Raw genomic sequence first — 25,113 nt, forward strand, 5'->3', positions numbered from 1 at the left:
GGGACCCCACACTGCGTGGCCCGTTCATTTTCATTTTTTGCTTGCGGCAACCACTTCAGCGGCTACACGCTCTGTCGCATCAGGGATGGCGGCGGCACGTGCTGCCATCGCCATTTCCATCAGATGGGTTCTGTCCCATCCGGCCATCAGATCAGCGACGGCGGCGGCACTAAAATCTTTCTGTTCGATAATCTTCGCGGCACCGGCTTTTTCCAGCGGTAGCGCATTCCAGTACTGTTGACGGTCTTTATGCTGGAAAGGCACAAAAATCGCGGGTAAACCTGCGGCGGCAATTTCACTGACCGTTAACGCACCGGAGCGGCAAACCACCACATCGGCCCAGGCATAAGCCTCTGCCATGTCATCAATGAATTCGGTCACTTTATGCTGCGTCTGACCGGCTTTTTCATAAGCCTGATTCACTGACGCCAGAGCACCTTTACCGACCTGATGCCACAACGTAATCTTATCGCCCATCAGCGCTGCCACTTCCGGCATGCTCTGATTAAGGACTCGCGCGCCCTGACTGCCACCAATCACTAATACGCGGATTGGACCTTCGCGGCCGGCCAGTCGGGTTGCCGGTAATTCCAACGCCAGCACGTCAGTACGCACCGGATTGCCAACTACGTCAGCATTAGGAAATGCCCCCGGAAATGCCTGCAATACTTTTTTGGCAATGTGCGACAAACCTTTATTGGTCATGCCGGCAATGCCATTTTGTTCGTGTAACACCACCGGAATACCCAGTGACCAGGCAGCCAGGCCTCCGGGACCGGACACATATCCGCCCATACCCAATACCACATCAGGCTGGAAGCGCTTCATGATGGCCTTCGCCTGACGCCACGCATGATATATGCGAACCGGTGCCGTTAGTTGCGCTTTCAGACCTTTCCCACGCAATCCGGCAATTTTAATGAAATCAATCTCGATACCATGTTTTGGAACCAAATCCGCTTCCATTCGGTCTGCTGTACCCAGCCAGCGAACTTCCCAACCTTGCGCGATAAGATGATGGGCTACTGCCAGTCCCGGGAAAACATGTCCCCCGGTACCACCTGCCATCACCATTAAACGCCGGGTATTGCCACTCATCGGGCACTCCTTACAAACGCCTGGGCTTTTGCCAGCCGCGTTTCAAAATCCACTCGCAGCAATAACACGATTGCCGTCGACATAATTAACAGGCTCGACCCACCGTAACTGATGAGCGGCAATGTCAGGCCTTTAGTTGGCAACATGCCCGCCGCAGCCCCGACGTTAACCAACGCCTGGAAGCTAAACCACACGCCAATTGAACAGGCTAAAAACCCAGAAAAACGCTGGTCGGTTTCTAACGCGCGACGCCCGATGGACATGGCGCGAAAAGCGACGAAGAATACCATTAACAAGGCGAGAACCACACCGAAATACCCCAATTCCTCGCCTAAAATGGAGAAGATAAAGTCGGTGTGTGCTTCAGGTAAATACTCCAGTTTCTGGACTGAATTACCTAAACCTTGTCCCCAGAATTCGCCACGACCAAATGCCATCAGTGACTGAGTTAACTGGTAGCCACTACCAAACGGATCCGCCCACGGATTCCAGAACGATGTCACACGGCGCATACGGTATGGCTCGGCAAGAACCAGCAGTACCACTGCGAATACGCCCGAACCGATAATGGCCAGGAACTGCCACATTTTGGCCCCTGCCAGGAATAACATCGCCAGCGTGGTGATGAACAGTACAACCACCGTACCAAGGTCCGGCTGAGCCAACAGCAATACTGCCAGCACGACCATCACACCCATCGGTTTGCAGAAGCCCCAAAAGTTACTGCGCACTTCATCCACTTTTCGCACCAGATAGCTGGCGAGGTAGCAGAACAGTGACAACTTGGAGAACTCTGCCGGCTGAATACGCAGCGGCCCGAGAGAAATCCAGCGAGATGCCCCGTTAACCGAGCTGCCCACCACCAGCACCACCAGCAACATGATGACCGACAGCAGCAGCAGGACATTGCTGTACTTCTGCCAGATCGCCATCGGCACACGCAATGTCACCAGTGATAAACCAAAGGCCAGACCGAGATAAATAGCATCACGTTTAGCAAACAAAAACGGATCGTCTGCCAGACGCTGACCAATCGGCATCGACGCTGATGTCACCATCACGAAGCCGACGATAGCCAGCCCGAAGGTCAGCCACAGCAAAGTCCGGTCATACAACACCAGTGTGACGGACTCGCTTTCTTTGGCGCCCATCACCCAATCATTAAATTTGCCGACGAGGCTCAGCCCGGGTATCCGCATCAACCCAACTCCTTCGCCAGCGCGGTAAAGATATCGCCGCGTTGTTCAAAACTGCGGAACTGATCCAGGCTGGCGCAGGCTGGCGACAGTAAAACCATATCGCCGGAAACCACACGCGTGCTGATATCACGCATCGCCTGTTCCATCGTTTCAAACAAGGAAGAAACGTCAGGGCGCAAATCCGCCAGCTCTGCGCCATCACGGCCAAAGCAGTAAATACGCAGATTGTCGCCCTGCAAATAACGCGTCAGTGGCGAGAAATCAGCAGATTTACCGTCACCGCCTAATAACAGATGCAGCGTGCCTTCAACGTGCAGACCGTTCAATGCGGCTTCGGTACTGCCGACATTGGTCGCTTTAGAGTCGTTAATCCAGCGAACGCCGTTATGTTGCCATGCCACCTGAAAACGATGAGCCAGACCGGTAAAGGTCGTCAGGGCTTTCAGGCTGGACGCATGAGGAATACCGACTGCATCCGCCAGCGCCAGCGCCGCCAGGGCATTGGTGTAGTTATGGCGTCCTGTCAGTGGCATCTCACGGGTATTCAGGACTTTCTCGCCACGCACACGTAACCAGATATCATCCTGCTGACGGGTCAGATGGTAATCACCCACATCAACACCAAAACTCACGCAGCGTTTATCCGCGCCACGTACCGGCATGGTCAGCGCATCGTCGGCATTGACGACGCATAATGCTGCGTTCTCATAAACTTTCAGTTTGGCTGCACGGTATTGCTGCAAACCAAACGGATAGCGGTCCATGTGGTCTTCAGTTACGTTGAGAATAGTCGCCGCCGCCGCATGAAGACTGTGTGTGGTTTCAAGCTGGAAGCTGGAAAGCTCAAGCACAAACAGATCGTATTCGTGATCCAGCATGGTCAGCACAGGCAAACCGATATTGCCGCCCACGCCCACGCGCCATCCGGCCGCTTTCGCCATCTCGCCGACCAGCGTGGTGACGGTGCTTTTACCGTTCGAACCGGTGATAGCCACAATTGGGGTTTGCGTTTCGCGGCAGAACAATTCGATATCGCCAATGATTTCCACGCCAGCCTCTGCAGCTGCGCTCAGTGCTGGCGTTGCCAGCGCAACACCCGGACTTGAAATGATCAAATCAGCGTCCAGCAGCCAGTCTTCATTGAGTGAACCGAGATGACACTCAATGTTATCCGCCAGTTTATCGAGTCCTGGCGGGCTGACGCGGGTATCAATGACACGCGGCGTGACGCCACGTGCAACAAAGAAATCAACACAAGACAGGCCGGTAAGACCCAGCCCGATGATGACCACTTTTTTACCCTGATAGTCAGCCATAATTACCGTACCTTCAGCGTCGCCAGGCCAATCAGCACCAGCATCAGCGAAATAATCCAGAAGCGCACAATAACGCGCGGTTCCGGCCAGCCTTTAAGTTCGTAGTGATGATGGATAGGCGCCATACGGAAAATGCGCTGCCCACGTAACTTAAAGGACCCAACTTGTAAGATTACCGACAGGGTTTCGACAACAAACACACCGCCCATAATCACCAGCAAAAACTCCTGACGCAGCAGCACAGCGATAGTGCCCAGCGCGCCACCCAGCGCCAGAGAACCGACATCGCCCATGAAAACTTGTGCCGGATAGGTGTTGAACCACAGGAACCCAAGCCCGGCACCGACAATTGCGGTACACACGATCACCAGTTCACCTGCATGACGCAGATAAGGGATGTGCAGGTAGCTGGCGAAATTCATGTTACCGGTCGCCCACGCCACCAGCGCAAAGCCCGCCGCGACGAAAACCGTTGGCATAATCGCCAGCCCGTCCAGACCATCCGTCAGATTGACAGCGTTACTGGTACCGACAATCACAAAGTAGCTCAGCAGGATGTACATCAAACCCAGCTGCGGCATGATGTCTTTAAAGAACGGCACCACCAGCTCGGTCGCTGGCGTGTCTTTACCAATGGCATACATCGTGAAAGCGGCGGCCAGCGCAATGACTGACTGCCAGAAGTATTTCCAGCGGGCGATCAGCCCCTTGGTGTCTTTACGCACGACTTTGCGATAGTCATCGATAAAGCCCACCACACCGTAACCCAGCAATACGAACAGTACGCACCACACGTATGGATTGGACGGATAGGCCCACATCAATACGGAAATCGTGATAGACGCCAGAATCATCAGGCCGCCCATCGTTGGTGTACCACGTTTACTGAAATGTGATTCCGGGCCGTCGTTACGGACAATCTGGCCGAAAGACATTTTCTGCAGACGGGCAATCATGCGAGGCCCAATCCACAGCGACAGGAATAAAGCGGTCAGCAGGCTGACAATGGCGCGAAACGTCAGATAAGAAAAGACGTTGAAGCCGGAATAATATTTGACCAAATGTTCGGCCAGCCAAACTAACATGTTGCATTCTCCTGTAACGCGCGTACTACCTGCTCCATTGCGGCACTACGTGAACCTTTAATCAAAACGGTAATTACCGCATGTTCAGACAGTAAGCTCGTTAAACGGGCCGTCAGGGCTGCCTTATCTTCCAGATGTTCACCACACCCGCTGACATCACTGATGATGCGGCTGTCATGACCAATACTGAATACTTTGTCGATACCGGCGTCGCGGATAGCTTCACCGACCTGACGATGGCACTGTTCGCTTTCAGCGCCCAGTTCAGCCATATCGCCCACTGCCATCACGCGGTAGCCCGGCATCTCCGCCAGCACCTGTGCGGCAGCGGTCATTGAACCCACATTTGCGTTGTAGCTGTCATCAAGCAAGGTTTTGCCCTCGCTGATAACGATCGGGAATAAGCGCCCTTTCACGGATTGCAGCGTCGCCAGCCCGGCGCGCACGTTCTCCGGCGATGCACCGACAGACATTGCCAGCGCAGCCGCAGCGAGTGCGTTAGCGATATTGTGACGACCCGGAACCGGCAGCGAGACATCAATGCTGCCCTGAGGAGAATGCAGTGTGAACGCGGTATTCAGCGGGCTGATGTTGACATCAGTCGCACTGAAATCGATGCCTTCACCGAAAGCGGGAGAAAAACGCCAGACGGTTTTACCGTTCAGCTTATGCTGCCAGTTCGCCCAATCGTTGTTATCCGCATTGATCACGGCAATGCCGTTTTCCGGCAGCCCATCGAAAATCTCGCCTTTCGCACGGGCCACGCCTGCGAGGGAACCGAAACCCTCCAGATGTGCGGCGGACAAGTTATTCACCAGCGCCGTTTCAGGTCGTGCCAGCGCAGTGGTGTAGGCGATTTCACCCGCATGATTCGCGCCCATTTCGATGACAGCAAAATCATGTTCTGCCGTTAAGCGCAGCAACGTCAGAGGAACGCCAATGTCGTTATTGAAGTTGCCTGCGGTATACAGCACATTGCCGCACTCGCGCAAAATCGCCGCGGTCATCTCTTTCACAGACGTCTTGCCGGATGAACCGGTCAGGCCGACGACACGCGCCGGAACCTGCTGACGCACCCAGCCGCCCAGTTGCCCGAGCGCAATACGGGTGTCAGCAACCACTAACTGAGGAACATCTACCGGTAAGCGCTTACTTACCAGTAAAGCCCCTGAACCGGCTTTTACGGCATCAGCGGCAAAGTCGTGGGCATCGAATTTTTCGCCTTTCAGGGCGACAAACAAACAGCCTTCAGTGATCTGACGGGTGTCCGTCGTCACGCTGTCAATTTGAGTATCAGTGCCGATGAGCTCAGCGTTGAGCGCATCAGCCAGCGTTTGCAGGGAAACACGGATCATGCGATCACCCCCAGCAAACGTGCAACCGTCACACGGTCGGAATAGTCGAGACGCTGGTTTCCGACGAGCTGGTAATCCTCATGCCCTTTACCGGCAATCAACACAACGTCGTCTTCTTTCGCCTGCATGATCGCGCTGGTGACTGCTTCTGCGCGGCCATGGATTTCCTGCACACGTCCTGCATCAAGCAGACCGGCAAGGATATCTGCAACGATAGCGCGAGGCTCTTCGCTGCGAGGATTATCATCGGTAACAATCACGCGGTCAGCGTATTGCTCAGCAATAGCGCCCATCAGCGGACGCTTGCCTTTATCGCGATCTCCACCGCAACCAAAAACGCACCACAACGTGCCGCGACAATGTAGCCGCGCTGCCGCCAGCGCTTTTTCCAGTGCGTCAGGAGTGTGCGCATAATCAACCACTGCCGTAGGTTTACCCGGCGCATTGAAAACTTCCATACGGCCACAAACCGGTTGCAGCTGAGAGGCGGTCGCCAGTAATTGCGCCAGCGGATAATCCAGAGAAAGCAGCGTGGCCAGCGCAACCAGCAGATTGCTGACGTTGAAGGCCCCCATCAGGCGGCTCTCCAGCTTGCCTTCACCCCAGCTTGAATCGATGTTTACGGTGGCACCGTTATCGTGATAATTCACGCTACGTGCCACCAGCCAGCGGCCACTCCAGCCTGCCGGAATTTTGTCTTCCATGCTGACCGCAATAGCATTTGGCGTTTTCGCCAGCCAGCGTGCACCGACTTCATCGTCAGCATTGATAATTTTTTGACCGACCTGATGTGAGGCGAAAAGCTGCCATTTGGCATCTTCATAGCTTTGCATATCACCGTGGTAATCAAGGTGATCACGGCTCAGGTTGGTAAATGCGGCAGCGGCAAACGGCAGTGCGGCAACACGGTGCTGAACCAGCCCGTGTGAAGAAACTTCCATTGCGGCAAAGGTTGCACCCAGTTTCACCAGGTCAGCCAGAATGTGCTGAACCTGTACGGCAGAACCGGTGGTGTTTTCCGCTGGTATCACGTTATCCAGCAGGCCATTGCCCACAGTGCCCATCACGGCACTGGTTTCGCCCAGCAACTGGCTCCATTGCGCCAGCAGTTGCGTGGTCGTGGTTTTGCCGTTGGTGCCAGTTACGCCAACCAGACGTAATTCTTTGCCCGGTTGCTGGTAAAAACGTCCCGCCAGCTCTGACAGCAGAATATTGAGATCCTCAAGATAAACCACCGGTACGCCATGCATCTGGCAGACCGTTCCGTGCTGTTGCTCACCCTTTGCCTCGGCCACAACGGCGGCGACGCCCTGGGCAATTGCCTGGGGAATAAAACGACGCCCGTCACTGGTATGGCCTGAAACCGCGACAAACAGATCGCCGGCAGCCGCAACGCGGCTGTCCAGAATCATGTCTTTTAGCGCTACCGCCGGGGCATCACTCACCCAGGGCGCTAAGATGTCGCGCAAATTACGATCTGCCACCTGAAGCCTCTTTTTGATTATTCACTATGTCTGCGTTTTCATCGGCAGTCAGCGCATCCGGTTCAACGTTCATGGTGCGCAATACGCCGCCCATGATGGCGCCAAACACCGGTGCGGAAACGGCCCCACCGTAATATTTCCCTGCCTGTGGATCGTTGATAACCACCACAAGGGCAAATCTTGGATTGCTTGCTGGCGCAACGCCGGCGGTATAGGCAATGTATTTGTTAACGTACTTCCCATCCGGGCCGACTTTTTTTGCGGTACCGGTTTTAATCGCAATGCGATAGCCCTTGATTGCCGCTTTCACGCCACCGCCGCCAGGCAGTGCCACGCTTTCCATCATATGTACAACGGTACGTACCAGCGGTTCAGGGAAGACGCGCTCGCCGGAAACCGGCGGATCAACTCGTGTGATCGACAATGGGCGATAAACGCCCATGCTGCCGATTGTTGCGTAGACTCGCGCTAACTGGAGAGGTGTCACCATTAGCCCGTAGCCGAAAGAGAAGGTGGCCCTCTCTATGTCAGACCACCGTTGTTTTTTAGGGTATAAGCCACTGCTTTCTCCGACCAGCCCCAAATTGGTCGGTTTTCCCAATCCGAATCGCGAGTAAGTATCTACCAGCTCAGCGGATGGCATCGATAACGCCAGTCGTGAAACACCGACGTTACTCGACTTCTGCAAGATACCCGTAACGGAAAGCTCCGCGTAACGGGCCACATCTTTAATCTCATGACCGTTAATCCGGTACGGCAAGGTATTCAGTACGCTGTTCTCGCGCACCACACCGTTTTTCAATGCCGTCATCACCACCATCGGTTTCACTGTGGAACCCGGTTCGAAGATGTCGGTGATGGCACGGTTACGCATCACGTCTTTTGGCGTATCCGGCATGTTGTTCGGGTTGTAGGACGGGCTGTTAGCCATCGCCAGCACTTCACCGGTTTGCACGTCGACCAGCACCGCAGTGCCCGACTCGGCTTTGTTGAATGCCACGGCGTTGTTAAGCTCGCGGTAAACCAGCGCCTGCAAACGCTCATCGATGCTGAGCGCCAGATTGTGTGCCGCCTGGCTGTCTACAGTAGAAATATCCTCGATGACGCGCCCGAAACGGTCTTTACGAATGGTACGTTCACCCGGTTTACCGGTCAGCCAGCGGTCAAAACTCTTCTCGACGCCTTCAATACCTTCGCCGTCGATATTGGTGACGCCAATAACATGCGACGTCACCTGCCCGGCCGGATAATAGCGGCGGGATTCCTGACGCAGGGAAATCCCCGGCAGTTTGAGTTTACGGATATATTCGCCGACCGCAGGATTGACCTGACGCGCCAGATACACGAAGCGCCCATTTGGATTGGCAGTAATGCGGGAAGAAAGTTGGGCAAGAGGCATATTCAGTGCATCGGCCAGCGCTTTCCATTTGGTATCGGAGGTGATACCGCCGCGATCGCTAATTTCTTTTGGGTCAGCCCAGATGGCATTAACCGGTACACTGACCGCCAGCGGGCGACCAGAGCGATCGGTAATCATGCCACGGGAGGTTGGAATGGTTTGTACGCGAAGGGAACGCAGGTCACCTTCCTTCACCAGCTTATCCGGATTAATCACCTGCAGATACGCCACACGCAACATCAGGCCAACCAATGCCAGCAGGATACAAGCGCACAACAACGCAAAACGCCAGCTGATAAAGCTGGCTTGATTTTCGGGACGCTTTAACTTCGCGGTGCGTGTTGCTTTCATTCGCTGCCTGTATTCTCCGTGCGCATTTTAAGGCTGAACCACAATAATTTCTTGAGATGGATCAACGTGTTGCATTTGCAATTTCTCCGTTGCGATGCGTTCTACCCGGCTGTGATCACCGAGGGCGTTCTCTTCAAGGATCAGGTTGCGCCATTCAATGTCCAGCGCATCCCTTTCCAGGACTAATTGTTCACGCTGAGCCGTCAGCAAACGCGTACGGTGAGCGGTAGTGACCACTAAAATTGCGCTGACCAAAACGGCGATCATCAGAATTAACGGGATCTTGCCGTTGCGAAGGATATCGCTGGCGATCACTCCTACTAATCCGTGGCGTTCGTTGCCTATCACGCGGTTGTTCTCTCAGCAAAACGCAGAACAGAACTGCGTGCCCGCGGGTTTTCTGCCACTTCGGCTTCAGAGGGCATCATTTTCCCGACTGATTTCAGAGAACGTCCACCAAGTTCCGCGATTTGCGCTTCCGTCATCGGGATACCGGCTGGCACCTGCGCGCCACGGCTATGCTGACGGATGAAGCGTTTCACAATCCGGTCTTCCAGAGAGTGGAAGCTGATCACGGATAAACGTCCTTCAGGTGCCAAAATTTCCAGTGCGCCATCCAGCGCACGTTCAATCTCTTCCAGCTCACTGTTGATGTAGATACGGATCGCCTGGAAGCTGCGCGTGGCCGGATGCTTGTGCTTCTCACGCACTGGCGAGGCATTAGCGATCAGATCCGCCAGCTCTTTAGTCCGGGTCATCGGCAATTCGCGGTTACGCTCAACGATCGCGCGTGCAATGCGTTTGGCAAAACGCTCTTCACCAAAAGTTTTCAACACCCAGGCAATATCTTCGGCTTCGGCTTTCATCAGCCATTCAGCTGCTGAATAACCACGGGTAGGATCCATGCGCATATCCAGAGGCCCGTCACGCATAAATGAGAATCCACGTTCAGGATCATCAAGCTGAGGAGAAGAAACGCCTAAATCCAGCAGTACGCCGTCGATCTTGCCTTCGAGCCCCCGATCCCGCACATAGTCGGCCAGATCAGAAAAAGGTCCGTGAACGATAGAGAAACGCGGATCATCAATAGATTCTGCGGCTTTGATCGCCTGTGGATCACGGTCAATCGCCAGCAAGCGTCCGTCCGGCCCAAGCTGGGACAGAATCAGACGTGAATGGCCACCACGGCCAAAAGTTCCGTCTATGTAAATGCCGTCCTGTCGAATGTTGAGGCCGTTAACGGCTTCATCCAGCAAAACGGAAGTGTGTTTGTAGTTTTCAACCATGCTTATAATGACAAGTCCTGTAATCGGTCAGAAAGTGGCTCCTGAGACGATTGTTCAGCGTCGATGTCTTCCTTAACTTGTTGATACCAGGTCTGTTCATCCCACAATTCAAACTTATTGAACTGCCCAACCAGCATCACTTCTTTTGCGAGCCCGGCATGCTGACGCAATGTTGTTGCAATCAGCAAACGCCCGGCGTTATCCATCTGACATTCACTGGCATGCCCCAGTAAAAGGCGCTGAATACGGCGCTCAATGGGGTTCATACTCGACAGACGGGACAATTTTTGTTCGATAACTTCCCACTCAGGGAGGGGGTAAAGGAGGAGACATGGGTGATGGAGGTCTATGGTGCACACCATTTGACCTTGCGATTCTTCGCTCAGTAAATCCCGATAACGGGTGGGTACGGCAAGTCGCCCTTTACTGTCGAGGTTAACCATCGTCGCGCCACGAAACATGACCGCTCTACCCCTCTGTGACCCTTTTCACCACTTTCCCCCACAAATTCCCACAGAAAAGAGTTTACGGATGGTTTTAAAACCTTGTCAAGCCAGAGCGGAGACGGTTTGGCAATATTTACGCAGCCACACAAATGCTTAGCGCAATGTGATGAGGTTTTTTAGAGGGGGTATAGAAAATAACGTCATGATTAGTTGAAGAAATTTCGGAGGGTTAATAATTTCGTTTAAAAAAAAGCCAAACTGAACATTATTTAACTATTTATATTCTTCTGCTATCCAACTCTCATTTCCTGACCGTTTTGCCTTAACAAAAATCATTTTCAATTTTTTTCTGGCTGTCACGTCTAAATCAACATCATTTTACATGCCAACCCGCATGGCATAAGCCTTCGGGCAGATTTAAAAGCCATCAGTACCGCAGCAAACTCACACCGCTGGAATTTAAGCGGGGAATTCTACAGCACTTTTGCGGCGAGCATTAACGTATTTTAGAAATTGATTGGAAGGTTTATATCAGCAGAAGGAAAGCAAAAACATTTGTTAATAATTCAGCAGTATGGGAATGCTCCTAAATTGCCCATTAAAGTCATATGGGAATTCTCGTATTTTGATTATCAGAAACGGCAACGCAAATTACCGGAATGTTTTAACGCGATTCAGCAACGGTGAAAAAGACGGGCAGTCAGGTGAATACCCGTCCGGGGTTTATTTGCGGCTCAGGCGACCACGGCGGAACAAATTACGGCGGATACGGGTCAGCCCGGCTTTCGGCTTCTTCGGCTCATCCAGGCAGGCCAGAACCAGCTCCAGTACACGTTCAGCCACATCGCGGTGACGCTGCGCCACGGCCAGAACAGGGCATTCGAGGAAATCGAGCAGCTCGTTATCGCCGAATGTGGCAATAGCGAGATTGACCGGTAAACGCCCTTCCATTTTCAGCGTAACGTCCATCACACCCTGCAACAGCTGGAATGACGTCGTAAATAACGCCTGCGGCATCGGGTGCGTTTTTAGCCATTCGGCAAACACTATGGCCGCTGATTCACGATCATAAGCATTGGCATAAAGGTATTCCGGCTGGCGTGGATCTTCAGCCCATGCCTGGCGGAATCCCTGCTCGCGCAGAAAACTCACGGAAAGCTCAGGCAACGCGCCGAGATACAATACCGATTCAGCAGGAAAGGTGCGCAACTCCTGCGCCAGCATCAGTGCGTCATCCTGATCGGCACCCACAACACTGATGAAGTGTTCGGGATCCAGAGCGCGATCAAGCGCAATGATCGGGAAATCATCGTTGGCCCAGCGCTGATAGAAAGGATGTTCCGGCGGCAATGACGTGGAAATAATGATCGCATCTACCTGACGTTGCAGCAGATGTTCGATGCAGCGCATTTCGTTGTCAGGCTGATCTTCTGAACAGGCGATTAGCAGTTGATAACCCCGCTGACGGGCCTGACGCTCGAGGAAGTTGGCGATTTTGGTGTAACTGGTATTTTCCAGATCGGGGATCACCAGGCCAATAGAACGGGTGCGACCGGCGCGTAAACCCGCTGCCACCGCATTCGGGTGATAGTTATGTTCCTTCACGACAGCCATAACTTTTTCGACTGTCTTATCGCTGACACGATACTGTTTCGCTTTGCCATTAATCACATAACTGGCCGTTGTACGCGAAACGCCCGCTAACCTCGCGATCTCATCCAGCTTCACTGAGAAACCCCTTAATAAAGATAATGCTTTATCTAACCGCAGAAGCCTCCGGCGGGCAAGGTGTTTTACCGAATCGCTTCACCTGTCTCGCAAAAAATAAAGCCCAACTCAAGAGCCGGGCTTTTAAATATCAGATAAGTTTCACATCTTGCTGATTATTTACGCTTTAGCGCATGATTTTGTCGCCACGGGAGACACCCACTACGCCGGAGCGCGCAACTTCGACGATTTCAGCCACATCACGGATACTGGCTAAAAACGCGTCCAGTTTGTCACTGGTACCCGCCAGCTGAACGGTGTAAAGCGTTGCTGTGACATCCACAATCTGACCGCGGAAAATCTCGGTAGAGCGTTTAACTTCTTCCCGGCCATAACCGGAAGCCTGCACCTTCACCAGCATGATTTCACGCTCAACGTGAGCGCCCTGCACCAGTTCCGTGACTCGTAATACGTCTACCAGCTTATGCAGCTGTTTTTCGATTTGCTCGAGTACCTTGGCATCACCCACGGTCTGAATCGTCATGCGCGACAAGGTAGGATCATCCGTCGGTGCAACGGTCAGGCTTTCAATGTTATAGCCACGCTGAGAGAACAGGCCAACCACGCGGGACAACGCGCCCGATTCGTTTTCCAGTAATACTGATAAAATCCGGCGCATGATCAGGTCCTCTCCGTTTTGCTTAACCACATTTCGTCCATCGCACCGCCACGGATGTGCATAGGGTAAACGTGTTCTGTTTCATCCACGCTGATATCAACAAATACCAGACGATTTTTCTGTTCCAGCGCCAGCGCCAGCTTGCTTTCCAGCTCATCCGGCGTGCGGATAGCAATACCCACATGCCCGTAAGCTTCCGCCAGTTTCACGAAATCAGGCAGCGATTGCATGTAAGACTGAGAATGACGGCCGGAGTAAATCATGTCCTGCCACTGCTTCACCATGCCCAGATAGCCATTGTTCAGGTTCACGACGATCACTGGCAAATCGTATTGCAGCGCGGTCGACAGCTCCTGAATGTTCATCTGGATACTGCCGTCACCGGTCACACAAATTACCGTCTCATCCGGCAGGCCAAGTTTCACACCCAGCGCAGCAGGCAGGCCAAAGCCCATCGTGCCGAGGCCACCGGAGTTGATCCAGCGACGCGGTTTATCGAACTTATAATACAGTGCAGCAAACATCTGATGCTGCCCGACGTCCGACGTGACGTAGGCATCGCCTTTGGTCAGACGGTGCAGCGTTTCGATAACCGCCTGTGGCTTGATGGTACCGGTATTTTTGTCGTAGCTCAGGCACTCACGCCCGCGCCAGTTCTCAATATTTTGCCACCAGTCGCGCAGCGCATCGAATTCCTGCTTTTCGTCGCTTTGTGCCAGCAATTCCAGCATCTGAATCAGCGTCTGCTTCGCATCACCCACAATCGGAATATCCGCATTCACGGTTTTGGAAATGGACGTCGGGTCGATATCAATGTGCATAACCGTCGCATTCGGGCAGTACTTCGCCAGATTATTGGTGGTACGGTCGTCGAAACGCACACCCACACCGAAGATTAAATCCGCGTTGTGCATCGCCATATTGGCTTCGTAAGTACCGTGCATGCCGAGCATACCGAGGCTCTGGCGATGGGTTCCGGGAAATGCGCCCAACCCCATCAGGGAACTGGTGACGGGCAGATTCAGTTTCTCTGCCAGTTGCAACAGTTCAGCATCACACTCAGAATTAATCGCACCGCCACCGACGTACAGCACCGGTTTCTTCGCCGCCAGTAAAGTCTGGACTGCGCGCTTGATTTGCCCGCGATGGCCTTGCACCGTCGGGTTATAGGAGCGCATCGCAACCTGATCAGGATAGGCGTAAGGCAGTTTAATCTGCGGGTTCACCACATCTTTTGGCAGGTCGACAACCACCGGGCCAGGACGGCCGGTAGAGGCAAGATAAAACGCTTTTTTCAGCACAGTCGGAATATCTTCCGCACGTTTTACCAGAAAACTGTGTTTCACCACCGGGCGTGAAATCCCTACCATGTCGCATTCCTGGAATGCGTCATAACCGATGAGTGAACTGTGTACCTGGCCGGATAGCACCACTAGCGGAATGGAATCCATATAAGCCGTGGCAATGCCGGTGATCGCATTGGTTGCGCCGGGACCGGAAGTCACCAGCACGACGCCCACGTCACCCGTGGCACGCGCATAACCGTCAGCCATATGAACAGCACCCTGTTCATGTCTCACCAGCACATGATCTATCCCACCGACCGTATGCAGGGCATCATAGATATCCAACACCGCACCGCCGGGATAACCGAATACGTGCTTAACGCCCTGGTCGATTAACGACCGGACGACCATCTCGGCTCCTGACAACATCTCCATGGTTTTGCCTCCAGGCTTTTTGCTTCTTTTATAGGATGACTTGTGTTTCAGCTAGCTGTTCTATCAGCAGCAATTTAAAGATAAATTGCTGAATTTTAGGACTCTCTATCGGGCTCACAAAACCCTGCTGTTCTTATTGGCGTTCAAGAATCTAACTCAGTACCTTAGCGTCAGAACCGGAGTCAGGCAAACGCCAAAAATTCTGCACAGGCATGATTTTATCGCCTCGCACTGCCTTCATTCTCCCGCTCGGGACAAAACACTGCCTGTGAGCACTAATCAGTCAGAAATATCAGGAAGGCTGGAAAAATTACAGTATTAAATTATGTCCATAGCGGACCTGAAACTAAAACGAGGGAAGAAAACCGGCGAAGTGACATACGCCGGTGATTAAGAAAGGAAAGTGATGAAACGGGCAGATGAAGCATTACTCCTGATAAAGCTGATCGATTTCCTTCTGATAACGGCTGAAAATATTTTTGCGGCGCAGTTTAAGGGTCGGGGTCAGTTCACCCGCTTCCATCGTGAAAGGTTTGGTCAGCAACACAAACTTTTTCACCTGCTCAAAACCGGCAAGATCATGCTGAATCTCGCGTAGCTGGTGGGCAAACAGCGAGAGGATCTGCTCGTTTTTCACCAGTCCGGCGCGATTGAAATAATCAATACGGTGCGCCTGGGCATACACGTTCAGCACATCAAAATCAGGCACGATCAGCGCAGAAACAAAGTGCCTTTCATCGGCGATGACTGCCGCCTGCTCGATATAACGATCCTGCACCAGCGTGCCTTCGATACGCTGCGGAGCGATGTATTTTCCGCCCGACGTTTTCATCAGATCTTTGAGTCGTTCGGTAATAAACACATTCCCTTGTGCATCCATTTTCCCGGCATCACCGGTTTTAAACCAGCCGTCGGCAGTGAAACTGGCCGCCGTCTCTTCCGGTTTATTGAAGTAACCCCGCAGGAGTGTTGGGCCGCGAACCTGAATCTCATTCTCCTCGCCGATCCGCACTTCAATCTCTGGTAACGCCGTTCCGACAGAACCAAAGCGGAAATCATTTTCTTCCCAGCAGGTCACCGTCGCGCACGTTTCCGTCAGGCCGTAGCCGTATTTGATTTTCAGACCGAGTGATTCGAAAAACAGAATGACATTGTCGTCCAGACTTGCACCGGCGGCAGGCAGAAAACGCAGATTGCCACCCAGCAAATCACGCAGCTTTTTTAGCACCAGTTTATCGGCGAGAAAATGCGCAGGCGCCAGCCAGAACGGATAACGTTCGCCACGGCGCTCGATCAAAAACTTCTCTTTGCCCTGCCCGACGGCCCAGTGGAAAAGCCGCTTTTTGAGGGTTCCCGCGCGAGAGACTTTGTCGTGGATCGCGCTGAACACTTTTTCATAGAAGCGCGGTACCGCACACATTACTGTCGGTTTAATGACCTGCAAAGCATCACGCACCAGATCAGTTTCGCGCAGGAAGACGTTTTGCGCACCGCAATGCATCACGAAGAAACTCCATGCGCGTTCAAAAACGTGCGCCAGCGGCAGAAAACAAAGGGAAACATCATGCTCCGAAATGCTCAGACGCCTTTCATGCTGCATCAGTTGCGTCGCCATGCTGCGGTAATCCAGCATCACGCCTTTTGCTTCTCCGGTGGTGCCCGAGGTATAGATGAGCGTGAACAGATCACTCAGGTCACGGGCATTCACCCGCACTTCACGCTCAGCAGCTAAAGCAGCATCCCGGGGAACAACGCCTGAAACATGCCGGGCAATGGGTACGCCACGTAAATCGACATCATTGTCCAGCACCAGTATGTGTTTCAGCTGCGGGCAGAGATCACGCACAGCCACCGCCGCGTCATATTGTTTCTGACCGACGACAAACAAAATACGGACATCCGCATCATTGAGTACATATGCAGACTGCGCGGGTGTATTGGTGGCATAAACCGGCACGGTGACAGCACGCAATTGCAGGATCGCAAGATCTGCTGTCGCCCAGGCCATCGAATTATTCCCGCAAATGGCGATCCGTTCCTGAACGCCCACTTGCTCCTGCAATAACACGTCGGATAAGGCATCCACTTTCTCGCCCAGCTCACGCCAGGTCAGGGCAGATTCTGCCGCTGGCGACCACTCGCGAAATGCAGTCTGTTCAGCGCGGGCAACGACTTGCTGACGAAAACGGGAAATCAGATGGTAATCATTTAAGGTTGGATTCATTGAGCGTTTATACCGGCGTCCAGCGTAGTCAGTAAAAGGAGGGAGCTGACTGCATTGCTCTGTTACAAAGATTTAACGCAGTCTACCGACAAAGATTGCAAGGCGAAATGAAATTGTAGGAGCTGCAGCAGGGTTTTGGAAATATCACGCGGAATTTCTAAGACAAAAAAAACCTGCAGGACTCTAACGAGGAGAAAAAAACCTGCAGGATAAAAAACTATCTGATAAAGAACAGGCAGCCACTTTCGCTGCAATCGCGGCTGCCAAAAAAGTCGTAATGACTGACTGATTACAGAGAAACAACACACTGGCTCAATAATGTTTTCATCCACATATTACCTTTGTCTTTGCTGGATGATTCGTGCCAGGAAAGATAACAAGTCAGCGTATTTTTCATCCACGGCAATGGAATGACGGATAAATTAAGTATTCCTGCATTTGCCTGTGCCAGCCAGCGCGGCACCAGTGCAACCATGTCGGTTTTGGAGACAATTTCCATGACACTGAACAGATCGGTTCCTTGATAGGAAATCAGCGAAACTAATTCAGAGTCGTCGTAATAAGGTGAACTGAAAGAATAGAAGCGGTCCATCATCATGACAGCATGTTTTTCTTTCAGATACTTTTCATCAGACATATGCGGGCTGATGCGGGGATGATTTTGCGCTGCAACCAGAACCAGCTCATCATTAAATAAGGCATGATTGCAAAAATCAGCACGCTCAAATTTACGATAACTGATCACAAATTCTATATTCTGGTAACGCAGCTGATGTTCAATATCATCGTTAACAATCGTTTGCAGTTTAACACTGACACCCGGCGATAATTCTTCGGCGGCATTCAGCACCAGGCTGGTGAAGCGTTTATCGAGCGGGCTGCAAATAGCGACATTAAACTGGCGTGTGCTGAGATAAGGGTCAAAACCTGCCCCCGGCAGTTCGTTCATCACCAGTTGCAAAGCCTGTCTGATCGGGCCAAACAGTTGACGTGCGCGCATCGTCGGTTGGATCCCGCGCCCGAAACGCACAAACAAGTCATCATTAAACATCACTTTCAAACGGGCAACGGCATTACTGACCGCTGGCTGGGACATCCCCAACATATTGGCTGCACGTGTAATATTTTGTAATTGCATGACGGCATCAAAAACCGTTAATAAATTTAAATCAACATTGCGAAGGTGCGTTTCTGCCTCAGCGGTTTTAGGTTGTATTTCTGTATCGGCGTCAGACATGATATCCCTCATAATAGACATTCGAATCCAAATAAAATGATTATCTTCAATAATCTATTTCGTAAAGCGCAGCATTGAGATGGTATTGGGGAACATAAATATTGGCAGAGAAAACGCAGCAAATTCTCATCAATTCATTTTCAGAAAAATATGAATTTTTGTTTCCAATAATCAGAAACAGAAATACAAATTTTATTTCCCACAAAGAAACTGATGATATCAAACAGCAAAATATTTCCGTAAACAACATTCTAAAAATGAATAATAAGTTAAGCCATACTAAATCATTTTTAATTCACTGTATTAAATAGAGTATTTATCCAGGTGCCCCCGGGCGGGTGCATTTTTTTTGTTCTTATTTTTCCGCCCCCCCTTTAAAACCTTCATCCCGAGCACCTCCGCGACGCCAGTGTTTTATGCTAAATGAGATTCAATATCATTTTGGCGATTTTCTGGAATTTCCACACAGTGAAGGTTGACATACCGCACACATTCCCGTATCACTTTAGTCACTGTTTGAACGATATCCGTTCTGACCACCCGATGATGAGAAGCTGAAACACATGTTCATGATGACCCGTCTCCTAGGCCTACTACTCAACGCAGAATATTTGCGCGGTAAGCCAGTGGGCGAAAATCAGAACTGATTCAACTTCCACAGACAATAAACCCGCGCCGATGCGCGGGTTTTTTTTTATCTCCCGCAGGGCGCGAAAGTAAAAGCAGACAAGGAATAACCCATGAGCGAGCAAGTCATTATTTTCGATACCACGCTGCGTGACGGTGAACAGGCGTTACAAGCCAGCCTGAGTGTTAAAGAGAAGATTCAAATTGCAATGGCGCTGGAAAGAATGGGCGTTGACGTGATGGAAGTCGGCTTCCCGGTCTCCTCTCCCGGCGATTTCGAGTCGGTACAAACTATCGCGCGCCAGATAAAAAACAGCCGTGTTTGCGGTCTGGCCCGCTGTGTGGACGGTGATATCGACGCCGCTGCCGAAGCATTACGCGTCGCAGAAGCTTTCCGTATCCACGTCTTCCTGGCCACTTCTACCCTGCACATTGAATCCAAACTGAAGCGCTCGTTTGATCAGGTATTGGAGATGGCCACGCATTCCGTGAAACGCGCCCGTAATTACACTGACGACGTCGAATTCTCCTGCGAAGATGCCGGCCGTACCCCACTGGATAATCTGTGCCGCGTGGTCGAAGCTGCAATCAAAGCCGGGGCGACCACCATCAACATTCCTGACACCGTGGGTTACACGACGCCGGTTCAGTTCGGTGGCATCATCACCAATTTGTATGAGCGTGTTCCAAACATTGATAAAGCGATTATTTCCGTTCACTGCCACGATGATCTGGGCATGGCTGTCGGTAACTCCATCGCCGCGATACAGGCCGGTGCGCGCCAGGTTGAAGGCACATTGAACGGTATCGGTGAACGCGCCGGTAACACTGCGCTGGAAGAAGTGATCATGGCGATCCGCACCCGCAGCGACTACATGAACGTTCACACCAACATTAATCACAAAGAAATCTACCGCACCAGCCAGATTGTCAGCCAGATAACCAACATGCCGATCCCGGGCAACAAAGCCATTGTCGGCTCTAACGCCTTCGCACACTCCTCCGGGATCCATCAGGACGGCGTGCTGAAAAACCGTGAAAACTACGAAATCATGACCCCGGAATCCATCGGTCTGAATCAGGTTCAGTTGAACCTGACTTCCCGTTCCGGTCGTGCTGCCGTTAAGCATCGCATGGAAGAAATGGGCTACAAAGAAGCTGATTACAATCTGGATCATCTGTATGCCGCGTTCCTGAAGCTGGCCGACAAAAAAGGTCAGGTTTTCGACTACGATTTAGAAGCACTGGTCTTCATTAACAAGCAGCAGGAAGAACCTGAATTCTATCGTCTGGATAACTTCAGCGTGCAGTCCGGCTCAAAAATTACCGCCACTGCGTCAGTCAATCTGGCCTGTGGCGAAGAAATCATTACCGAAGCCGCTACCGGCAACGGTCCGGTAGATGCCGTTTATCAGGCTATCAACCGCATCACCGGTTATCAGATTGAACTGGTGAAATACCAGCTGAGCGCCAAAGGTCAGGGCCGCGATGCTCTGGGTCAGGTTGACGTGGTCGTCTCCTTCAATGGCCGCCGCTTCCACGGTGTCGGGCTGGCGACAGACATTGTCGAATCCTCCGCAAAAGCGATGGTACACGTACTGAATAACATCTGGCGCAGCAAACAAGTTGAGATCGAAAAACAACGTTTGCAGCAGACAGGTCAGCAACACAACAACATTCAAAATAATCAGGAAACGGTGTGAACATGAGCAAGACCCATCATATTGCCGTCTTACCCGGAGACGGAATTGGCCCGGAAGTCATGGCCCAGGCATACAAAGTTCTGGACGCAGTACGTCAGCGTTTTGGCCTGAAGATCACCACCAGCGAATACGATGTGGGTGGCGCAGCCATCGACAAACATGGCAGCCCGTTGCCGCCAGCGACCGTTGCCGGTTGCGAACAAGCCGATGCGATTCTGTTCGGCTCCGTGGGTGGCCCGAAATGGGAACATCTGCCCCCAAACGATCAGCCTGAGCGTGGCGCATTATTGCCACTGCGCAAACATTTCAAGTTGTTTAGTAATCTGCGCCCTGCGCGCCTGTATCAGGGGCTGGAAGAGTTTTGTCCGCTGCGTGCCGATATCGCCGCAAAAGGCTTCGACATTCTGTGTGTTCGTGAACTGACGGGCGGTATTTACTTCGGTCAGCCTAAAGGTCGCGAAGGTCAGGGCATGCACGAGAAAGCATTTGATACCGAAGTGTATTACCGTTTTGAGATTGAACGCATCGCCCGCATCGCCTTTGAATCAGCGCGCAAACGCCGCAGCAAAGTGACCTCCATCGATAAAGCGAACGTGTTGCAGACTTCCATTATGTGGCGTGAAGTGGTTAACGAAATCGCTAAAGATTACCCGGATGTCAGCCTGAGCCACATGTACATCGATAACGCGACCATGCAGCTGATTAAAGATCCGTCGCAGTTTGACGTGTTGCTGTGTTCAAACTTATTCGGCGACATCCTGTCGGACGAATGCGCGATGATCACCGGTTCGATGGGGATGTTGCCTTCTGCCAGCATGAACGAGCAGGCGTTTGGTCTGTTCGAGCCTGCGGGGGGGTCAGCCCCGGATATCGCCGGTAAAAACATTGCCAACCCGATTGCACAAATTTTGTCCGCCGCACTGTTACTGCGTTACAGTCTGGGTGCTGATGATGCAGCCAATGCTATCGAGCAGGCGGTTAATAAAGCACTGGAAGCAGGCCACCGCACCGGCGATTTAGCTAACGGTCAGCAGGCGCTGGGTACCAATGAAATGGGCGATATCATTGCCCGCTTTGTGAAAGAAGGGGCATAACATGGCCAAAACTCTGTATCAGAAATTGTTTGATGCGCATGTAGTTTACGAAGCGCAAAACGAAACGCCATTGTTATACATTGACCGCCATCTGGTTCACGAAGTGACCTCTCCGCAGGCGTTTGACGGCTTGCGTGCGATGGGCCGCCAGGTTCGCCAGCCAGGTAAAACCTTTGCGACCATGGACCACAACGTGTCCACGCAAACTAAAGACATCAATGCGAGCGGCGAAATGGCGCGCATCCAGATGCAGGAATTAATCAAGAACTGTGCTGAATTCGGCGTGCAGTTGTATGACCTGAATCACCCGTATCAGGGCATCGTTCACGTTATCGGCCCTGAACAGGGCATGACGTTGCCGGGTATGACGATTGTCTGCGGTGATTCCCATACCGCCACGCACGGCGCATTTGGCTCACTGGCATTCGGTATCGGGACTTCGGAAGTTGAACACGTTCTGGCGACACAAACCCTGAAACAGGCTCGCGCTAAAACCATGAAAATTGAAGTGACCGGCGAAGCTCCTGTCGGTATCACAGCGAAAGATATCGTTCTGGCGATTATCGGGAAAACCGGCAGCGCAGGCGGCACCGGTCACGTTGTGGAATTCTGCGGTAAAGCGATTGAAGCGTTAAGCATGGAAGGTCGTATGACCCTGTGCAACATGGCGATCGAAATGGGGGCGAAAGCCGGTCTGGTTGCACCGGATGAAACTACGTTTGCTTATCTGAAGGGCCGTCAGTTTGCGCCGAAAGATCAGAACTGGGACGCGGCGGTCGAATACTGGAAAACCCTGAAAACCGAAGATGGGGCGAAGTTCGACAGCGTTGTTACGCTGGATGCGTCTGAAATCGCACCACAGGTCACCTGGGGTACTAACCCGGGTCAGGTGATGGCCGTGAATCAGACCATCCCGGACCCGGCATCCTTTGCCGATCCGGTAGAACGTGCCTCAGCGGAAAAAGCACTGGCGTATATGGATTTGCAGCCGGGCATTAAACTGACCGACGTGGCGATTGATAAAGTGTTCATCGGCTCCTGCACCAATTCCCGTATCGAAGATTTACGCGCTGCGGCAGCGGTGGCCAAAGGCCGTAAAGTGGCGAACGGCGTACAGGCCATTGTGGTACCGGGATCCGGCCCGGTAAAAGCGCAGGCGGAAGAAGAAGGGCTGGATAAGATCTTCATCGAAGCGGGCTTTGAATGGCGTCTGCCAGGCTGCTCTATGTGTCTGGCGATGAACAATGACCGTCTGGAACCGGGCGAACGTTGCGCGTCTACCAGCAACCGTAACTTCGAAGGCCGTCAGGGTCGTGGCGGTCGCACGCATCTGGTCAGCCCGGCAATGGCGGCGGCGGCGGCGGTCACCGGCCGTTTCGCTGATATCCGTGAACTGAACTGAGGAAAACACCATGGCTAAATTTACCCAACACATCGGTCTGGTGGTTCCGCTGGATGCAGCTAACGTCGATACCGATGCCATCATTCCTAAACAGTTTTTACAGAAAGTCACCCGTACCGGTTTCGGCCAGCATCTGTTTAATGACTGGCGTTTTCTGGACGATGCCGGTCAGGTGCCAAATCCTGATTTCGTGCTGAACAAACCGCGCTACAAAGGCGCGAGCATTTTGCTGGCACGCGAAAACTTTGGCTGCGGTTCTTCCCGCGAACATGCGCCATGGGCACTGACCGATTACGGTTTCCATGCGGTGATCGCGCCAAGCTTTGCCGATATCTTTTACGGTAACTCATTCAACAACCAGTTGCTGCCAATCACGCTGAGCGACGCCGAAGTGGATGAACTGTTTGAGCTGGTGAAAGCTAACGAAGGCATTCAGTTCGAAGTGGATCTGGAAGCGCAGACTGTTAAAGCGGGCGATAAAAGCTATCCGTTTGTCATCGACAGCTTCCGTCGTCACTGCATGATCAACGGTCTGGACAGCATCGGTCTGACCCTGCAACACGAAGAAAATATCTCCGGCTACGAGAAGAATCAGCCTGCGTTTATGCAGTGATTATTATCTGTAAACGATGAAGAAGGCGGGCCCAGCCCCGCTTTCTTCATCAGCCTTCAGACATCCCCGAAAGCCTCTGCAAAGTTACTCCTGCATAGTCATCCGGTCTTCAGTTTCTTTGTCACGATTATTTCACTTACAGCGATGGGATCCTGGTACTTGCCTGATAAAAAATCGACTTAACCATAATTTTTTTCGATGGAAATGACATTAATCATATTCAAAACACTTCTACTATTTTTACTCAACAACGGCGAATGCACAAAAATCGGCCACCATTTAATTAGCTTTTCTTAGAAACTATAAATTCCATTAATGGAACAGCCTCTCTGTATACTTGTTTAATATATTTAGTAATATCTAACATAGGATAAGAAGAGGATGTTTTAAATAATCCTAAATTGGGATCGAGAAAAAAACATTCCGAAGCACTGTAGCGAAACGCCGCAACGGCATGATAGCCAACCTCACCCGGCACCTCAGAAAACCGGAAAGCAATGATCGCTCCGGTGAGAGGGTGAGCCTGACCAAAACTGTTTACCCCGTTAAATAACATGAAATCATTACGTGTTATCAGACGATACTGTAAACCGGGAACGCCAGTTATTCTTTCCTTTTCTGCCTGACGGAAATTTTTATAATTAACAAAGACCTGATGGCGTCCTGCCTGACGTGTCGGATCCTGCTGGCTCTCCTTGCAGCTCCTCAGATAGCTCTCGTGCCGCCGGTATGAACGTTCAAGCAATAGCCTCAGCTTCTCAGTATCAGAGGGGATTAAGGCTTTCTTGTCAGGTGTCAGTGGCGTGGAGAACCAACCGGAAAGCCAGCCGGAAAACCAGCCCCCCCTTTGTTGTACCGGCCTTTCTTTTAATATATCGCCCAGCCACGTCAGGCATAACCCAATACAGCAGCCCTCAGATTTTTTCTCATCAATAAATGAATTATATGTTTTCCTGATAAGTACAACTGGAATCATATTTAACACCCTGCATTAGAATTTTAAGAAAGACGCTATTATAGAAAATACTTTTCATTAGCCATACAGGTAAAGAGGATGCGAAGCACTTAAAATATTAATCTTTGCAGG

The 25,113-nt window shown here is 52.0% G+C and carries 20 protein-coding genes; 4 read left to right on the forward strand and 16 right to left on the reverse strand.

The annotated features are described in order from the left end of the window. Positions 1–30: 30 nt before the first annotated feature. From murG to leuO, 15 genes are all read right to left on the reverse strand, one after another. Positions 31–1,098, reverse strand: a complete 1,068-nt coding sequence (murG, locus tag EX31_RS03605; protein WP_013577009.1) for an undecaprenyldiphospho-muramoylpentapeptide beta-N-acetylglucosaminyltransferase — start codon at positions 1,096–1,098, stop codon at positions 31–33. Then, complete coding sequence (gene ftsW, locus EX31_RS03610) at positions 1,095–2,297, reverse strand: cell division protein FtsW (protein ID WP_037033429.1); 1,203 nt, start codon at positions 2,295–2,297, stop codon at positions 1,095–1,097. Before ftsW ends, murG begins: the two co-directional genes overlap by 4 nt. Beyond that, the gene (gene murD, locus EX31_RS03615) at positions 2,297–3,613 is read right to left on the reverse strand and encodes a UDP-N-acetylmuramoyl-L-alanine--D-glutamate ligase (protein WP_037033430.1); all 1,317 of its coding nucleotides are present in this window, start codon (positions 3,611–3,613) and stop codon (positions 2,297–2,299) included. Before murD ends, ftsW begins: the two co-directional genes overlap by 1 nt. Positions 3,614–3,615: 2 nt before the next feature. Continuing rightward, complete coding sequence (gene mraY, locus EX31_RS03620; protein ID WP_013577012.1) at positions 3,616–4,698, reverse strand: phospho-N-acetylmuramoyl-pentapeptide-transferase; 1,083 nt, start codon at positions 4,696–4,698, stop codon at positions 3,616–3,618. Next, positions 4,692–6,053, reverse strand: coding sequence for a UDP-N-acetylmuramoyl-tripeptide--D-alanyl-D-alanine ligase (murF, locus tag EX31_RS03625; RefSeq protein ID WP_037033433.1), 1,362 nt, complete (start codon positions 6,051–6,053; stop codon positions 4,692–4,694). The genes mraY and murF overlap by 7 nt, the downstream gene beginning before the upstream one ends. Continuing rightward, positions 6,050–7,537 carry a UDP-N-acetylmuramoyl-L-alanyl-D-glutamate--2,6-diaminopimelate ligase gene (gene murE / locus EX31_RS03630; RefSeq protein ID WP_013577014.1) on the reverse strand — a complete coding sequence of 496 codons (1,488 nt, stop codon included), beginning with the start codon at positions 7,535–7,537 and terminating at the stop codon, positions 6,050–6,052. The genes murF and murE overlap by 4 nt, the downstream gene beginning before the upstream one ends. Then, positions 7,524–9,287 carry a peptidoglycan glycosyltransferase FtsI gene (locus EX31_RS03635; RefSeq protein ID WP_013577015.1) on the reverse strand — a complete coding sequence of 588 codons (1,764 nt, stop codon included), beginning with the start codon at positions 9,285–9,287 and terminating at the stop codon, positions 7,524–7,526. The genes murE and EX31_RS03635 overlap by 14 nt, the downstream gene beginning before the upstream one ends. 27 nt (positions 9,288–9,314) lie before the next feature. Beyond that, complete coding sequence (ftsL, locus tag EX31_RS03640) at positions 9,315–9,635, reverse strand: cell division protein FtsL (RefSeq protein ID WP_013577016.1); 321 nt, start codon at positions 9,633–9,635, stop codon at positions 9,315–9,317. Next, positions 9,632–10,573: a 16S rRNA (cytosine(1402)-N(4))-methyltransferase RsmH gene (gene rsmH, locus EX31_RS03645; protein WP_037033435.1), complete on the reverse strand. Its 942-nt coding sequence runs from the start codon at positions 10,571–10,573 to the stop codon at positions 9,632–9,634. Before rsmH ends, ftsL begins: the two co-directional genes overlap by 4 nt. A gap of 2 nt (positions 10,574–10,575) precedes the next feature. Continuing rightward, positions 10,576–11,034, reverse strand: a complete 459-nt coding sequence (mraZ, locus tag EX31_RS03650; protein ID WP_013577018.1) for a division/cell wall cluster transcriptional repressor MraZ — start codon at positions 11,032–11,034, stop codon at positions 10,576–10,578. Between the two features lie 708 nt (positions 11,035–11,742). After that, positions 11,743–12,747, reverse strand: a complete 1,005-nt coding sequence (cra, locus tag EX31_RS03655) for a catabolite repressor/activator (protein WP_013577019.1) — start codon at positions 12,745–12,747, stop codon at positions 11,743–11,745. 166 nt (positions 12,748–12,913) lie between these two features. Next, positions 12,914–13,405 (reverse strand): acetolactate synthase small subunit, encoded by a 492-nt coding sequence (gene ilvN / locus EX31_RS03660; RefSeq protein WP_013577020.1) that lies wholly within the window; start codon positions 13,403–13,405, stop codon positions 12,914–12,916. A gap of 2 nt (positions 13,406–13,407) precedes the next feature. Next, positions 13,408–15,126, reverse strand: a complete 1,719-nt coding sequence (gene ilvI, locus EX31_RS03665) for an acetolactate synthase 3 large subunit (protein WP_013577021.1) — start codon at positions 15,124–15,126, stop codon at positions 13,408–13,410. A gap of 427 nt (positions 15,127–15,553) precedes the next feature. Further along, positions 15,554–17,350 carry an AMP-dependent synthetase/ligase gene (locus EX31_RS03670; protein WP_037033437.1) on the reverse strand — a complete coding sequence of 599 codons (1,797 nt, stop codon included), beginning with the start codon at positions 17,348–17,350 and terminating at the stop codon, positions 15,554–15,556. Positions 17,351–17,639: 289 nt separating this feature from the next. Further along, on the reverse strand, positions 17,640–18,587 hold the full coding sequence (leuO, locus tag EX31_RS03675) for a transcriptional regulator LeuO (protein WP_037033438.1): 948 nt from the start codon (positions 18,585–18,587) through the stop codon (positions 17,640–17,642). A gap of 740 nt (positions 18,588–19,327) precedes the next feature. Here leuO and leuA point away from each other — a divergent pair. The 4 genes from leuA to leuD are packed head-to-tail and all read left to right on the forward strand — an operon-like array spanning position 19,328 to position 24,026. Next, entirely contained in the window at positions 19,328–20,917 is a 1,590-nt protein-coding gene (gene leuA / locus EX31_RS03680) for a 2-isopropylmalate synthase (protein ID WP_013577024.1), read from the forward strand. A 2-nt stretch (positions 20,918–20,919) separates the two neighbouring features. Next, positions 20,920–22,011: a 3-isopropylmalate dehydrogenase gene (gene leuB, locus EX31_RS03685; RefSeq protein WP_013577025.1), complete on the forward strand. Its 1,092-nt coding sequence runs from the start codon at positions 20,920–20,922 to the stop codon at positions 22,009–22,011. A 1-nt stretch (position 22,012) separates the two neighbouring features. Continuing rightward, positions 22,013–23,413 (forward strand): 3-isopropylmalate dehydratase large subunit, encoded by a 1,401-nt coding sequence (gene leuC, locus EX31_RS03690; RefSeq protein ID WP_037033439.1) that lies wholly within the window; start codon positions 22,013–22,015, stop codon positions 23,411–23,413. A gap of 10 nt (positions 23,414–23,423) precedes the next feature. Next, a complete protein-coding gene (leuD, locus tag EX31_RS03695; protein ID WP_013577027.1) occupies positions 23,424–24,026 on the forward strand; it encodes a 3-isopropylmalate dehydratase small subunit in 603 nt (200 codons plus the stop codon). A gap of 283 nt (positions 24,027–24,309) precedes the next feature. On the opposite strand, the gene EX31_RS03700 is transcribed toward leuD, so the two are convergent. Then, positions 24,310–25,002, reverse strand: coding sequence for a hypothetical protein (locus EX31_RS03700; RefSeq protein ID WP_037033440.1), 693 nt, complete (start codon positions 25,000–25,002; stop codon positions 24,310–24,312). Between the last annotated feature and the right edge of the window lie 111 nt (positions 25,003–25,113).

This window comes from Rahnella sp. WP5, assembly GCF_000745615.1.
Taxonomy (GTDB): domain Bacteria; phylum Pseudomonadota; class Gammaproteobacteria; order Enterobacterales; family Enterobacteriaceae; genus Rahnella; species Rahnella aceris.